Annotated in this window: 12 protein-coding genes; 5 read left to right on the plus strand and 7 right to left on the minus strand. The window is 65.5% G+C overall.

Annotated elements, in window-relative coordinates; genetic code table 11:
- Positions 1–81: 81 nt before the first annotated feature.
- A complete protein-coding gene (locus tag GPJ75_RS08980) occupies positions 82–4,662 on the minus strand; it encodes a DUF7507 domain-containing protein (RefSeq protein ID WP_163267273.1) in 4,581 nt (1,526 codons plus the stop codon).
- An 890-nt stretch (positions 4,663–5,552) separates the two neighbouring features.
- On the opposite strand from GPJ75_RS08980, the gene GPJ75_RS08985 reads away from it, so the two are divergent.
- Positions 5,553–6,836, plus strand: coding sequence for an NAD(P)/FAD-dependent oxidoreductase (locus tag GPJ75_RS08985; protein WP_163267275.1), 1,284 nt, complete (start codon positions 5,553–5,555; stop codon positions 6,834–6,836).
- On the opposite strand, the gene GPJ75_RS08990 is transcribed toward GPJ75_RS08985, so the two are convergent.
- The 6 genes from GPJ75_RS08990 to motA are packed head-to-tail and all read right to left on the minus strand — an operon-like array spanning position 6,833 to position 11,619.
- The gene (locus GPJ75_RS08990; RefSeq protein ID WP_159589175.1) at positions 6,833–7,267 is read right to left on the minus strand and encodes a hypothetical protein; all 435 of its coding nucleotides are present in this window, start codon (positions 7,265–7,267) and stop codon (positions 6,833–6,835) included. The two genes, GPJ75_RS08985 and GPJ75_RS08990, sit on opposite strands and share 4 nt — an antisense overlap.
- 1 nt (position 7,268) lies before the next feature.
- A complete protein-coding gene (flhB, locus tag GPJ75_RS08995) occupies positions 7,269–8,351 on the minus strand; it encodes a flagellar biosynthesis protein FlhB (RefSeq protein ID WP_163267277.1) in 1,083 nt (360 codons plus the stop codon).
- Positions 8,352–8,366: 15 nt separating this feature from the next.
- Positions 8,367–9,371 (minus strand): flagellar motor switch protein FliG, encoded by a 1,005-nt coding sequence (locus GPJ75_RS09000; protein ID WP_163267279.1) that lies wholly within the window; start codon positions 9,369–9,371, stop codon positions 8,367–8,369.
- Between the two features lie 43 nt (positions 9,372–9,414).
- Positions 9,415–9,774 (minus strand): flagellar motor switch protein FliN, encoded by a 360-nt coding sequence (gene fliN / locus GPJ75_RS09005; protein WP_163267281.1) that lies wholly within the window; start codon positions 9,772–9,774, stop codon positions 9,415–9,417.
- 13 nt (positions 9,775–9,787) lie between these two features.
- A complete protein-coding gene (locus tag GPJ75_RS09010; protein WP_163267750.1) occupies positions 9,788–10,729 on the minus strand; it encodes a FliM/FliN family flagellar motor switch protein in 942 nt (313 codons plus the stop codon).
- A 5-nt stretch (positions 10,730–10,734) separates the two neighbouring features.
- Positions 10,735–11,619, minus strand: a complete 885-nt coding sequence (motA, locus tag GPJ75_RS09015; protein WP_163267283.1) for a flagellar motor stator protein MotA — start codon at positions 11,617–11,619, stop codon at positions 10,735–10,737.
- A 143-nt stretch (positions 11,620–11,762) separates the two neighbouring features.
- Between motA and GPJ75_RS09020 the strand changes: the two genes are divergently transcribed.
- Genes GPJ75_RS09020 through GPJ75_RS09035 form a run of 4 tightly spaced genes read left to right on the plus strand, consistent with a single transcriptional unit; the run spans position 11,763 to position 15,230 of the window.
- Complete coding sequence (locus tag GPJ75_RS09020) at positions 11,763–12,539, plus strand: DUF1217 domain-containing protein (protein ID WP_163267285.1); 777 nt, start codon at positions 11,763–11,765, stop codon at positions 12,537–12,539.
- A 3-nt stretch (positions 12,540–12,542) separates the two neighbouring features.
- A complete protein-coding gene (gene flgF, locus GPJ75_RS09025; protein WP_163267287.1) occupies positions 12,543–13,262 on the plus strand; it encodes a flagellar basal-body rod protein FlgF in 720 nt (239 codons plus the stop codon).
- Complete coding sequence (gene fliI / locus GPJ75_RS09030) at positions 13,262–14,638, plus strand: flagellar protein export ATPase FliI (RefSeq protein WP_163267289.1); 1,377 nt, start codon at positions 13,262–13,264, stop codon at positions 14,636–14,638. The genes flgF and fliI overlap by 1 nt, the downstream gene beginning before the upstream one ends.
- Positions 14,628–15,230, plus strand: a complete 603-nt coding sequence (locus GPJ75_RS09035; RefSeq protein WP_163267291.1) for a hypothetical protein — start codon at positions 14,628–14,630, stop codon at positions 15,228–15,230. Before fliI ends, GPJ75_RS09035 begins: the two co-directional genes overlap by 11 nt.
- Positions 15,231–15,317 lie beyond the last annotated feature (87 nt).

Genomic DNA, 15,317 nt, shown 5'->3' on the forward strand with positions numbered 1-15,317 from the left:
GAAAGGCAGAACGCTTACGTCAGTTTGCTAACGGTGTGTTTACCGTGAGCGATGGCCATACACGCCGCCGCTCGGCCCGATCTATTTGCTCAGCTCGATCTTGGTCTCGATCTCGAGCCGGTATCGGCCGGGCTTTTCCTTCCACATGCCATCGATGGCGCGGCGGATGTGTTTCATGCGGTTGGCGGCGAGCTTGCGGTCTGCGCCGGCGTCGACATAGGCGAGGCGCAGCACCGATTCCTCGGGTTCCAGCAGAGCGATGAGCAGCGGCAGCTTCACCTGCCACTCGGGCTTCAATTCCTGCATGCCTGGCTCGAAGGCAGCATCGTTCAGGTCGACGCGCACGACACGGCTGAGTGCGGCAGCGAAGTTGAGGCGCGAGGCTTTGCCCGCCGTCAGCCGCACCGTGCGCGGGTTCTCGCTGACGATGCGGTAGCCGGTCGGCAGCGTGCGCGGATCGAGCTTCATCAGGTAGGTCGAGCCGATGCGCCCGTCCGGCATGTCGGCGCAGGCCACGTGGAAGCGGCCGTGCGCATCGGTGGTGAGGAGAAGCCCGTCCACCGTTGCCACCCTAGCGCCTGCCAATCCCGGCTCGCCTTCGTCCTGGTAACCGTTGCGGTTGATGTCGTCGAACACCCTGCCGATCAGATCGCCGCAGTCGAAGACAGGTTCGGGCACCACCTCGACCGTGGCCTTGGCGATGGGGGAAATCACCTGCCCCTCGACACCATCCACGATCACCTTCGCCTGATTGGCATATTCGCCGGGCTTGAGGGCGGCCGAGACGGCGAGGCTCAATTCCACGACGATCTCCTCGGTGTCGACCGTATAGGGCACGTTCTCGAAGACGAGCTCGCGGCCGCGCTGCTCGGGCCTCACCGCCACGCCATCGATGCTCGCCGAGCCCTCGACATAGATGAAGCCGGGAGGCATGGTGTCGATCAGCGTGACGGACTGGGTGTCGTCCTCAATGCCCACCGGCCTCATGGTGATGGTGTAGGGCACCCGCTCGCCCCGCCGCGCTTGCGAAAGCCGCGATTGCTTGGTGAGCCCGAAGCTGGGCAGCTCCGCCTTGGTCGTCGCCGGCTCCACATTGTCGATCGGCTTGCCGCTGCGCGCCGAGCCGCCCTCGGCGCTGGCGGTGTTCTGGACCCCCTCCGGCTGGCCGGCCGAACGCGCCACATCCTCGGCGGAGAGCGTATAGAAGGCGGTGAATATCGCCGGGGCGTCGGCCGGCTGCAGCGCGGCCACTGCGGCCGGCTCGAAGGCCGATAGGGTACCCGTGCCAGGCTTGCCGGCAAAGGTCGGGCCGCGATCTTTCGGCTTCACATCCTTGGCCGTCACATTGCCCACATTGTCGATGGTCACGCGGTACTCGATCACATCGCCGGCCTTGGGGAAGCCCTCAGGCATGACGGTTTCCTTGTCCGTCACCTTCAGCTTCACCTCTTCCGGCAGCCGGACATGGGCCGGATCGTCGGGAGTGCCGTCGCCGTCCAGATCCTCGTCGGCCGTGTTGGCCGGGTCGTCCGAAAGGTCCGTCACCGGGTCCGCCGGGCTGCCGTCCGCCTTGGGCGGCGGCGTGCCGACCCCCTCCACCTGCAACAACACCCCGCCGGCATCCAGATCCTCCTGGGTCAGCGTGTATTCCACGGTGAAGTTCGTCTTGTTGGACTCCCCCGGCTTGAGCACGGGGATCGGCCCGCCCGCAACATCGGCCAGGGGCGTCGTCGCTCCCGGCACCCCGGGTGTTTCCACCCCGGCGACCGCCACATCGTTCAGCGTCACGTTGCCGTTGTTGGTGACGATGACGTCGCATTGGAGCTTGTCGCCGGCATCGATGATGCCGGTGCCGTTCGTGTCCTTGGGCGTGCACACCAGCTCGGTCTCGATACCCGGCGTCGCCTCCAGCGGCGTTTCGGTCGCGTCACCCTCCTTGCTGCCCTCCTTGTCGTTGCGCGATGTCTTAGTGAACGTCCCGCCCCCCGTCGTCGTCGCCGTCCCCTCGGCAAGGTTGGTGAAGGAGCCCGCGTCGATCTCCTCCTGCGTGATCACGTGATAGCCCGTGAAGCTCGTATCGTCCTGGCCGCCGACCGGGATCGGCGCGGCAAGCGTGCCCTCGATCACCGCCCCGGGATCGTCGATCGCGAAGGCCTCGATCGCCACGTTGCCGAGGTTGACGATCGTGAAGGCGTAGTTGATGCGGTCGCCCGCATTCCCCGTCACCCCGTCGCCGTTGTGGTCCACCACGCCGACGGATGTCTTGATGAAGTCGCTGTCCCCATGGGGAATATCCGTCACCGTCGGGGTGCCCGGCGGCTTGCCCTCGGGATGCGACTTCTGCGGGATCTTCTGGCCGGTCGGGTCCGTTGCCGTCGCCACGGCGACGTTCTCGATCATGGCCTCCTCCAGGTCGTCCTTCTTGATCGCATAGTCGAAGGTGAACTCATGCGTGTCGCCCGCCGTGCCCTTCGGCTGCAGCGTCGCTTTCTGCGAGACATAGCCGATCCTGGCGTCCTCCACGCCGACATCGCTCAGCACCACATCGCCAAGGTTCATGGCCTTGAAGGTGTAGGTGATCGTCTCCCCCTCGTCGGCATAGCCGTTGCCGTTCGCGTCCTGGAAGGCGCCGCTCGACTTGACCACGGTATAGGCCGAAGAGCCCCTCTCCAGCACGACCTCGGTCCCCGCGTTCCCGTTCTCATCGTGCGAGGTCGCCGTCACATCCTTGCCCGACGTGTCCGTACCCGTCGCCACGGCCGTGTTCTCGAACCCGCCTGCGTCGATATCCGCGTCCGTGATCGTGTAGTCGAATGTGAACTCGTGCGTGCCCCCCTTCTCCAGGTCCACCGGCGTCATGGCCGGCAACGCGATCCTCGGGTCCGTCACCACGATCCCGCTTATCTTCACATCGCCCTTGTTTTCCAGCGTGAAGGTATAGGTGATGGTCTCGCCCGCCTCGGCATAGCCGTTGGGAACCATATCGTCCTGGAACGCCCCCCTCTTGAGAAGATCGAGAGCCGGCGCGCCCTGCTTCAATTCCGTAAAGGTTCCCGTCCCCGGCGTCCCGCTACCGTCATGCGACTGCGCCGTCACATCCTGGCCCGACGGGTCCGTGCCCGTCGCCGTCGCGAGGTTCGTGACACCCCCCGCCGCAATATCGTTCTCCGTAATCGTATACGTGGCCGTGAAGGTGGTGCTGTCGGTGCCCTGCGGCTCCAGCCTGATCGGCCCGCCCGTTATTTGCCCGCCATTCGCCGTGATGAAATCATCCGTCAGCGTGACGCCCGTGATCGGCACGTTGCCGTTGTTCGTAAGCGTGAACGTGTAGCTGATCGTCTCCCCAGGCTCCGCAAAGCCATTTCCGCTCGCGGCGCCGGCACCGTCGTCGTTGAACGTCCCCGTCTTGACCAGCTCGAGAGCCGGCTCCTGCGCCAGCTCGGTCACCGTCGGGCCGTCCGGGCCGCCATCCGGATTGTTCGGATCGCTGGACATGTCGGTGACGTCCTGCCCTCCTGGAGCTGTCCCCGTCACTGTCGCCTGGTTCTCTACGGAGCCGCTGTCCACGTCAGCCTGGGTGATGGTGTAGGGGGCTGCCGTGAAGGTGGTGCTGTCCGTCGCCCCCGCCGCAAGCGTCGCGATTGGACCGCCGGTGACTGGCACCGTCGGGTCCGTGACCGTTACATTGGTAAGGTCCACATCCCCCGTGTTCGTCACCGTGAAGGTGTACTGGATCGTGTCGCCGTCGCTCGCAAAACCGTCCCCGTTTGTGTCCTGGTATACCGCGGCTTTCGTGATCTCCATATGCGCATCCAGGATCGTGTAGGTCATGGAGTCGATGCCGGCGCCACCGCATTGGCTGGTGCTGGATATTATGTAGGCGGCTTCGTTCTCCACCACTTCGATGGTGAACTGTTCCCTGTTTTCCTTTTCCTGGTCCGTGAGGATCGACACGGGAATCGCGAAGGGCTCCGCGTCATATGTGCCTTCGGGGATTGTGATCGTGACCGTCGGCCCGCCGCTGTAGTCGGCAGGTCCGGTTGCCGTCCCGTCGATGACCGCGAGGGTCACGGTGAGCGTTTCACCAGGCTTGACTTCGCCGCTGACGAGGATGTTCCCCGGACTTGCCGTGCCCTCCTCGCCCTCGCCGCTCGCCTGCTCCAGTTCGACGAAGGGAACGAGGCCGGAGATATTGATTTCATCGATGAGATTGCCGTAGTCCAACTGGCCGCCACCGTTCCCCAGCGCCTCGAAGCCGAACTGGTATTCCCCCGCGGCCTGTGTCCATGTGAAGTTGCCCTCATAATAGGACCAGGTGTTCACCTTTGCAGCGGGGGCACAGGTGCCGTGGGAACAGGCATCGACGTTGCCGTTGCCGTTGGTGTCGCTCGTGACCTCCGCGATATCCCAAAGCAGGGCGCCGTTGGAATCGTTGATCCTGAAGACCGCCGTATCCCCGCTGCTCGTGCGGGCGCGATGGCTGAAGTACCACCCGATCTCGTCATCCGGCAGCAGGCAGACGGACTGATATATGCGCGATACATCCAGCGCGTTCAGTTCCGCGAGTTGGTTTCCCGCGTACGAAGGTATCCCGTTGACCTTTCCGGTGTACCAGATATCGATCATTTTGCCGGTAGCCGAGTAGTCCTGCCCGCTCGTCAACGTGCATCGCCCGCTGTGCCCTCCATCCGTCAGCGTCGCATGAGTCGTCTTCCACCCGGGCACCAATCCGCTTTCCATCGGGATCACGATCGATTCACAGGAACCAGCGCCGTTGTTAGCTCGGTTAGGATTCATCGTCGGCTCTTCAAACCCAAGGTTGAGAAAGCTTCGCTGAACCGCCTGCGCCACGCCCATATGGGCACCCATGAACAGGGCGCTTGCGAGCATAATCGCGAAAGCCTTCCCGCCCTTGCGCCATGCTCCGTCGAATTTACCGGAATCTGTCGCCCGACCTTGAATATCTCTCGTCATTTCCTGTCTCCAAACGCCATCGCTGATTTCATGATTTCTTGCGGCGGTTCGTGCGCTCCATGCACACAAACCGGCTGCCCCGCCCGGTTCAGTCGCAGGGAAGAATTGGGTGAATCGATCGGCAGTAAACGAGAATGTGGCCGCAAGCATCCGCCGCAATCCGCGAACCCGTAGCAGCCGGTTACGGAAAGCTAACGAAGTGCAGTCGGCACCGTTGGACATTACGCCTTTCCCTACCTTTGCCTTTTCGGCTTTGGAGAACTACGGCAGACGTAAAGAACACGTCGGGCGCAGCGCGCTCGCCCCTGTCGTAGGAAAGACGCAGGTGATTCGTTCAGTTGCGATGGGGTATGTTTACGGTAATCGGCACTCTTCCTTCCCTGCATAGAGCAGAAGGCGTGAGATGCGATCCGTATCGTCGGAGTAAATTTACGGTAACAATATCCTCGCCGAGCCGGCCAACACCGCCTCGGCAGAAGAGGGAGAGCAAAGAAGGCCGCCCGTAAGTGGCCATTGGCATTTCCCTCGCCGCGTGCGAAATCTCCAGCGGAGTTCTGTCGAGCCATGAGCTTACCACGATGCATGACGATGCCGACGGTCAGGGCCTGTGGGCCGAGACCGCCCCGCCCGCGCCTGAAACCGCCCCTCTCTCCGGCTCCCTCACTGCCAACGTTGCCATCGTCGGCGGCGGTTTCACCGGCCTTTCCGTCGCGCTGCACCTGGCAGGAGCCGGAGCGAAGGTGGCGGTCCTGGAGGCAGCGGAAATCGGTCATGGCGGCTCGGGCCGCAATGTAGGCCTCGTCAACGCCGGCATGTGGGTCATGCCGGACGACCTGCCGAGCACGCTCGGAGATGTCTACGGCCAACGGCTCCTCGCCCTCCTGGGCGAGGCCCCGCGCCTCGTCTTCGACCTCATCGAGAAGCACGCCATCGCCTGCGAGCCGGAGCGGACAGGCACCCTGCACTGCGCGGCGGGCAAAAACGGCCTCCGCCAGATCGAGGAGCGCGCTCGGCAATGGCGGGCGCGGGGCGCGCCCGTCCGCCTGCTCAATGCTGCAGAAACCGCCGCCAAGACTGGCACCGCCGCCTATGCCGGCGCCCTGCTCGACGAGCGTGCGGGCACCCTCCAGCCACTCGCTTTTGCCCGCGGCCTGGCGGGCGCGGCGATTAGCGCCGGCGCTCAAATCTTCACCCGCGCACCGGCCATGGCGGTCGAACGCGACGGTGCGCGTTGGCGTGTCGTGACACCTTCGGGCAGCGTCACGGCCGAGTGGGTGGTAGCCGCCACCAACGCCTATACCGGGCACCTGTGGCCGGAGCTGCGCACCGAACTCGTCCGTATGCCCTATTTCAATTTCGCCACGGAACCCCTCAGCGAGGCGCTGCGAAAGCGCATCCTGCCCGAGCGCCAGGGCGCCTGGGACACCAACAAGGTGCTGACCTCTTTCCGGATGGACCGCCAGGGCCGGCTCATCTGCGGCAGCATCGGCACGCTTCGTGGCACCGGGCGCCAGGTGCATGCCGCCTGGGCGCGGCGGACCCTGCGCCGGCTCTTCCCCGCGCTGGAAGACGTCTCGTTCAGCCACGCCTGGTACGGCATGATCGGCATGACCGACGACCACCTGCCGAAATTCCACCGCCTGGCGCCCAATATCGTTGGCTTCAGCGGCTACAACGGCCGCGGCATCGCCCCCGGCACGGTTTTTGGCCAGGTCCTGGCGCAGCACATCCTCGGTAGCCTTCCGGAGGCGGACCTGCCCCTACCCGTCACCCCGCCCCGCCCGCGGCCGCTGCGTGCCCTGCACGAGGCCGGCCTCGAATGGGGCGCGCAGGCCTTTCACCTGATGCGGACGATAGCTTAAACGCAGCTCGGCAGCGTCCTGCGAATGCGGGCCTTGGCGAGCGCGGCTTCCAGGAAGGCGGAATTGTCCTCCGGATCGTCCGAAGGCCGGTCGAATGCCACGTAGCTCACCTCCACCGCCGCCTGCAGCGCGCTCAGCGACAGGGTGAAATAGACCGTCGCTCCCTCCGGCCGCAATTCCAGATCGAGCGCGATGCGCGGCGTCTCCGTCCAACCGACATGCGCCTCGCAGCCATGGCCGAGCCTCAGTGTACCTGGCATGAAGTAGAGCTCGGCCGCCGATTCCACGATATCGGCAATGCTCGCCATGCTCTCCAGGCGGATGAAGGCCACGTAGTCGGCCAATTCGATGAGCCTCAGCTCGTTGGCAACATCCTGGATGGCGTTTGCCACGACGATCTCGCGGGCGGCGGAATGCGGCTGCCGGTTCATCTCATGTCGCCCTTCTCTCTCCCTCTGCCAGCCTGTAGACGCGGCGCACAAGCTCGGCCATGGCCTTGTAAAACTCAGGCGGGATCATGCTATCCACCGAAACTTGTTTGTACATGGAGCGGGCGAGCGCCGGCTCCTCGAAAATGGGAATGTCGTGCTCGCGCGCGATCTCGCGGATCTTGAGCGCGATGAGATCCTGCCCCTTTGCGACGACCACCGGGGCGGGGTCCTTATCGCGTTGATAGCGCATGGCGATGGCGTAGTGTGTCGGGTTGGCGATCACCAGCGTGGCCTGCGGCACCGCCGCCATCATGCGTTGCCGTGCCCGGTCGCGCGCCAGAGAACGCTGCCTGGCCCGGACGATCGGATCGCCTTCCGTCTGCTTGTGCTCGTCCTTCACCTCCTGGCGCGTCATGCGCAGGTCCTGCCGCCAGTTGAAGCGCGACCAGACAACGTCCGCCACCGCGATCAGCGCCATGACCAGCGTCACGGCGATTAGGATGTCGATGGCGATGTCGCGGATGGTAACCGTGAAGGCAAACGGGTGGGTGACCATGCCGGAGAGCAGCCGTACATCGGCCGCGCGCAGCATGAAAGCGACGAAAGTGCCCGCCACCAGCAGCTTGCCCAGCGACTTGGCGAACTCGACCAGCCCGCGCGGTCCGAAGAGGCGCGACCAGCCCTTGGCGAGCGAGATGCGCGAGGCTTTCGGCTGTATGCGTTCAAGCACGAAACGCGGCATGTTCTGCAGCACGGAAGCCGCGATCCCAGCCGACACCAGGAGCAGCATGACCGTGCTGACCACCTTTGCGATCTCCAGGAAGACGATGCGGTAAAGGGCGATCGCGTCCGACTGCGTCTCGAGCGACCAGTCGTCCGCCCGCTCGATGAAGATGGAAAGAAACTGGCCGAGGTCCACGGCGCTGTCGCGGGCGAAAAACAGAACGAAGGCAAGGATGGCGAGAGACGAGGCGAAGACCGGCGCCTCCTTCGAGAACGGCAATTGCCCCTTCTCGACCGAGTCGCGGACCTTCTTTTCCGTGGCCTCTTCTGTCTTGCTTTCCTTGTCCGGCCCTTCAGCCATTCGCGCTCCGGCTCGCTACGCCGCCTTCTGCGCCGACGGCAGCTCGAACAGGCCCTGCTGGGAAAGCGCCACGGCGGCGGCGGCGATGCGTCGGCGCGCCTGGGCGATCTCCTCGGCCGGGATGCCGTCCGCCGGCATGGCGAGTTCCGCCTCGATCATGCGGCGCGAACGGGCGCCGAGTGCTGAAAGAACCGCCTCGGCGAGGTCTTTCGGCGCGTTGCGCAGGGCGAGCGTGACGAGATCCGTGGCCAGCCCGTCCAACAGCGCCACCCGCGCCTTCTGCGGCAGGTGCACCACCTCCTCGAAGGTGAAGAGCCGCCCGCGGATCGCCTCGACGTCCTCGGAGCCCGCCTCCTCCAGATCGCCGATGACCTCGTCGATCTGCGCCTTGTCCATCTCGTTGAGGACACTTGCCACCCGCGCCTGTCCCGCGGAGGCATCCCTGCCGTTGGCCTCCGCGCGCAGGATTTCGGCGATGCGCTTTTCGATGACGATGCGGGCGGCGGGCGGAACCTGCCCCATCGAGGCCATGCGCCGCATCACCTCGCCGCGCTGCGTCTTTTTGAGGACGAGCACCACCTTCGAGGCGGCCTGTGGCGCCATATGCGCGAGGATGACCGCCACGGTTTGCGGATGCTCGCGCGCCAGCACCTGTGCCAGGCGGTCCGCGTCGAGCTTTTCCAGTTCACGCCAGACCTCCTCCATGCTGACGGGCGGCGGCTCGCTGTGCCCCATCAGCACGCTCACTTCCTCCGGCGACAGCGAGTCTGTCAGGATCCTGTCCATGCTGTCGGCCGAATCGAGCAGGCCCGCCCCTTCCGTGAACTCGTTCTCGAATTCCCGCACCACCTTTTCCAGCTCGGCCTGCGGTATCGTGCGCAAGAGCCTTGCTGCCTCGATCAGCGACTTCAGTTCCTCCTGCTTGAAGAACTTCAGGAGCCTTCCTGCCGAGGGCTTGCCCATGGCGACGAGGATCGCCGCCGCCTTCTGCGCCTGCGTAAGCTTCACCGGCAACCCCATCGGCTGCCCCCGATCGTAACCGGAGAGGGGGGAACGGAACCCATCATTTACCCGCGCCGCCGATCTCGGTCAGGCGCACGCCGAAGCGGCTCGGATCGTGCTCCAGAAGAGTGATCTCGCCGCGCGCGATACGCCGGCCGTTGACGATGATGTCCACCGGCTCGCCGATGCGCCGGTCGAGCGAGACCGTGGAGCCCTTCTGCAAGGCCATCAGTTCAGAAACCGGCATCTCCGCGCTGCCAAGCACGATCTGCACTTCGACGGGGATGTTCATGACGAAGCCGGCATGGCCGGTGGCTACCCCGGGGGCGGCCTCGTCCTGCAACACGTCGCGCAGCTCCTCGATCGCCTTGTTGAGCTGCTCGTCGTCGCTCTCGTCGGTCGCCGGATCGCTCTTGCCCATCGGTCTCTCCTGATTAGCCGGCCAGTAGCCCGTCCAGGACGTCCTGCCTGGCGTCGAAGGGCTGCTTCACCCGTACCGTGTAATGCTGCCCCAGCCTGCCGAACTCGCAGGTGAAGATCGTGCGGCCGCGCACCGAAAGCCGGGTCTCGGCCTGCGCGTTCTCGCGCAGTTCCAGCACCTGACCCTCTTTGAGGCCGGCCAGCGCCTTGAGCGGCATCTTCATGAGCGGGATGGTCGCCGTCAGCTCGACATTGGAGCGCAGGACCTCGTCGTTGAAACGTTGCCGCCACGCGACCGCCTGCACCCGCTCCTCGGCCGAGTCCGGAGGGGCGGCACCACGCTCCAGGAGGACGCGCTGCGGCATCCAGGCAGACAGAAGCCCCACCTCGTCGCCCGCGCCAAGGGAAAAAGTGATGCGCACGCCGGGTCCGTCGCGAACGACAAAGCGCTTGAAATCGCTCACGCCGGAAAGCGGCTGCGGCACCGGCAGGCGCAGGCCCAGCGCCCGCGGCCCATTGCCGTCGAGGGCCCGCGCGAAGGCCTCGAAGACGATTGCCGCCACGTCGAGCTCGATCTTCGACGGCGCCCTGTCGAGCGGCGGCGGCGGAATGTCCGGATCGCCGCCGAACAGCGTGCTGACGAGCAGCGAAAGCGCCTGCGGGTCGAGCCGCATGGTCAGCGCATCGCGCGATGTCGTCGCGGGAACCACCACCAGCGCGTCGAGCGAATCCCTCTCCGGCTTCAGTTCGGCCATGCGGACGACATCGATACCCGCCACGTCGACCGCCATCGGCGTGGGAAACTTCTCGCTGAATGTATCGGCCACGATGGGCAGGGCCCGCATCGCTGCGGCGCGCGCCGTCTCGACCACGTGGCGCGGGTCGCCCGTCTCGCCGACCAGCCGCTCGACGATGAGCTTGCGCATCAGCTCCGGATTTTCGACCTGCGCCTTCATTTCACTCACGCCGCCTTCTTCTCCGCATCGCCCGGCGCACCCGGCGCCAGCGTGTTCTGCTCGACCGCGTCGATGGACGGGCGGTCGTAGGCGGAGATGGTCTTGCGTCCGAACTCCAGCGCCACCTGCGGCAGCGAGCCGTTCATGTAGGCAAGCAGTGTCTGCTTGACGATCACGTAAAGCCGGTTGTTCTTCTCGCGCACGATCTTGATCTTCGTGGCGATGGGGCCGACCACGGCGTAGGACAGGAAGATGCCGAGGAAGGTGCCGACAAGGGCCGCCCCCACCAGCGCGCCGAGGATCTCCGGCGACTGGTCGAGCGCACCCATCGCCTTGATGACGCCGAGCACCGCCGCGACGATACCAAGCGCCGGCAGGCCGTCGGCCACCGCCGTCAGCGCGTGATAAGGCTTCAGCTTGTCGCGCTTGATGGTCTGGATCTCCTCGTCCATCAGCGCCTCGATCTCGAAGGGCCGCGCATTGCCGATGATGATGATGCGGCAGTAGTCGCAGATGAAGTTCATCAGATCCCGGTTCTTCAGCACTGTGGGGAAGGCCTGGAAGATCGCCGATTCGTCTGGGTTGTCGATGTGGGCTTCCACCTCGCTGCGCGATTTGGCGCGCAGTTCGCGCATCAGGCTGTGGAGCACGCCGAGCGTCTCCAGATATTCCGTCTGCTTCGGCACGGCGTGCCTGAACGCCTCGAGGCACGCCTTGCCCGTGTCCTTCACCGTCCCCATCGGCGTGGCGACCAGGAAGGTGCCGAGCGCCGCGCCGCCGATGATGACCAGTTCCCACGGCTGCATGAGCACGTCCAGGTGCCCACCCATGGCCATGAACCCGCCGATCACGCAGCCAAAGGTGACAACCAATCCGATGAGAATGCCCACGTCACGACCTTCGTATGAAGAACAACTTCCCCGAAGTAGCCCCCGTGGCTTGCGTGAGGCTTGAAAGGGGGCGAACGGCCCGAAGAAAGCTTCGCACAAGGCAGGCCCGCTAGCTTCATCCTACGGAGTTGCGGGAGCCGGGCGTGATCAACACCTATACGAGCTATCAGCTGATAACGCGCGACATGGCGCAGTCCATCAGCCGCATCGAGGCGCAGCCGATCGTGAGCCGCGAGACGGAGTATTACCGTGCCAATATCGAGAATGTGAAATCGATCGAGGAGTTCGTCGCCGACGACCGCCTCTTCCGCTACGCCATGAAGGCGCACGGGCTGGACGACATGGCCTATGCCAAGGCCCTGATGGTCAAGGCGATGGAGGAGGGCGTCGACGACAAGGACAGCTTTGCCAACAAGCTGACCGACAAGCGCTACAAGGATTTCGTGGAAACCTTCAACTTCGCCCGCTACGGCGAGGAGACGACCACCTTCTACAGCCCCACGACCGGCACCGTCGACAAATACCTGCGCCAATCGCTCGAGGAGGACGCCGGTGCTCGGAACGAAGGCGTGCGCCTGGCGCTCTATTTCGAGCGCAAGGCGGGCAGCCTGAAATCGTTCTACGAGGTGCTGGCCGACCCCGCCATGTCGCAGGTCGTGCGCACCGCGCTCGGCTTCCCCGACGAACTTGCCCAGGCCGACATCGACAAGCAGGCGGAGATGTTCAAGGCCCGGATCGACCTCGAGGATTTCAAGGACCCCGAAAAGCTCAATGAGTTCCTCAAGCGCTTCACCGCGCTCTGGGAAGTCGAAAACCCGAGCAACAACGCGCAAAGCTCCATCGCTGCGCTGTTCACCCAGCCAGCCGAATTCGGCATTTCCACCGACGTTCTTCTGACCATTGCCCAGATGAGGAAATAGACCGTGCAGACCGGACTCTACGTCGCCCTGTCCTCTCAGATGGCGCTGGAGCGGCGGCTCACCACACTCGCCGACAATGTCGCCAATGCCGGCACCGTCGGCTTCCGCGCCGGCGGCATCACCTTCGACGATGTGATGAGCGGCCTCACCGACAAGTCGGTAAGCTTCGTCTCCGCCGGCGACGACTTTTACGACACGCGCGCCGGCGGGCTTCAGGAGACCGGCAACCCCTTCGACTTCGCCGTGCAGGGCGACGCCTGGTTCGCCGTCGAGACGCAAGCCGGTCCGATGATGACGCGCGACGGCCGTTTCACCATGCTCGAGACGGGCGAGCTTGTCACGCTGGAAGGCCACCCCGTGCTCGACGCCGGCGGCGCGCCGCTGGTGCTCGACCCGCAGGCCGGCCCGCCCGAGGCCGGCGCCGACGGCACACTGCGCCAGAACGGCCAGCTTCTCGGCGCCATCGGGCTCTTCGCCTTCACGCCCGGCCCCAACACCCAGCGCTACGGCAACTCCGGCTTCCTGCCCCGCATGCAGCCACAGCCGGTGGTCGATCAGCCGGATGTCGGTGTGGCGCAAGGCTTCCTTGAGGACTCCAACGTCAATGCCGTTCAGGAGATGATGCGCCTGATCCAGGTGCAGCGCGCCTTCGAGCAGGTCACCACGCTGATGCGCGACAGCGACACCTCGATGAAGGACGCCATCAAGACGATGGGCTCCTAATGGGCAGCAGTGCCGAGCGCGCGGGCGGCGACGCCCTGACAGCCCTGGAATCCGCTTATCTGCGCTTCCGCGAACCGCGCCACATCGTCAAGCATGGCGGCCGCATCTCCGAGGTCACCCCCGTGCACTACCGGGTGCGCGGCCTGTCGCGCGCGGCGCGCCTGGGCGATGTCGTCTCCTACCGCGCCCACGGCGCCGAGCACCGCGGCGAGGTCGTGCGCATCTCCGCCGAGGACGTCCTGGTGGCGCCCTTCGAGCGTAACGCCGAGGCGAGCCTCGGCCAGCCGGTTTTCACCGCCGGCCCGCTCGACATCGTCCCGCATGAGAGCTGGCGCGGCCGCGTCATCGACGCGCTGGGGCGTCCGGTGGACGATGGCCCGCCGCTCATCCGTCCGCCAGTCACGGCTGCCGGCAAGAAACCGCGCACGCCGCCGGCGCTGCGCCGCCAGCGCGTCGCCACGCCCTTCCTCACCGGCGTGCGCGTCATCGACCTGTTCACCCCGCTCTGCCACGGCCAGCGCATGGGCATCTTTGCCGGTTCCGGCGTCGGAAAGTCGACGCTGCTTGCGATGCTGGCAAGGGCCGAGGCCTTCGAGACGGTGGTGGTGGCGATGATCGGCGAGCGCGGCCGCGAGGTGCGCGAATTCCTGGAAGACACCATCGGCGAAGCCGGCATGAAGAAGACCGTCGCCGTTGTCGCCACCAGCGATGAGAGCGCCATGATGCGCCGCCGCGCCGCCGACGCCGCCATGCGCGTGGCCGAAAGCTTCCGCGACCGCGGCGAAAAAGTCCTGCTCATCCTCGATTCCATCACCCGTTACGCGCACGCCGCGCGCGAGGTGGCCACCGGGGCCGGTGAGCCGCCGGTCGCTCGCGGCTACCCCGCCTCCGTCTTCACCGACCTGCCGAAGCTCCTCGAACGCGCCGGGCCGGGCGAAGATGGCCGCGGGTCCATCACCGCCATCCTCTCCGTCCTCGTCGACGGCGACGACCACAACGATCCGGTGGCGGATTCGGTGCGCGGCATCCTCGACGGGCACATCGTGCTCGACCGGGCGGTCGCCGAGCAGGGCCGCTATCCGCCGGTCAATCCGCTCGCCTCCATCTCCCGCCTGGCCGACCGTGCCTGGAGCGACGACAAGCGCCTCCTGATCCAGCGCCTCAAGGCCATGATCGCCCGTTTCGAGGAAACCCGCGACATCCGGCTGCTGGGCGGTTTCCAGGCCGGCCTCGATGCCGAGCTGGACCTTGCCGTGCGCCAGGTGCCGGTCATCTACGACGTGCTGCGGCAAGGCCCGAAGGACCCGCCGGTGGCCGATCCCTTCGCCGAGCTCGCCACGCAACTGAAGGCCAGGGAGGCGCCCCGTGACGGATAAGCTCGCCGGCCTCGTGCTGCCCGACGCGACGCCCGTGGAAGAAACGGCGGAAGAGCCCACGAAGAGCAAAGGAAACTTCGGCCACCGCAAAGCCCCCAGCGCCGGCGGTGAAGGCCGCGATTGGCTCACCATCGGCTGCGGCATCGGGCTGGCGGCCATATGCGCGCTGTTTCCCTGGTACATCTTCTTCAACCAGGAGGCATTCGGCATAAGGCCGCTGCAGTTCTCCGGGCGTCCGGGCGGCTTCGACGCCACCGGCCTTGCGGCGCGAGGCGAGCTCGTGGGCGAGCGCGTCCCTCTATCCGTCGACAGCTTCCCGCAGCTCGACTTCATCCCCACCGGCACGGTGCCCGCCACCCCGGCGTTTGACAACGACGACCCGCCGGAGCAACCCTACCCCGGCGATCGGCAAAGCTTCCGCCTTGTCGAGGCGGGCAACGGCCGGGCGATGATCGAGGACGAGGACGGCTTCTGGATCGTCGAGCGCGGCTCTCCCCTTCCCGACGGCAGCCACGTGGCGCAAATTCTGGAGCGCGAGGGAACCTGGATGCTGATTACGTCCAATAAGGCGGAAATCGCCCTTTCACGCTAAGCGTGGGGACAAGGGCAGAATACCTATATACCATTGATTTACCTATTTTACTATGCAATGTACAGTACATTGTAAACGCAACGTATT

Source organism: Chelativorans alearensis (assembly GCF_010993735.1).
Lineage (GTDB): Bacteria > Pseudomonadota > Alphaproteobacteria > Rhizobiales > Rhizobiaceae > Chelativorans > Chelativorans alearense.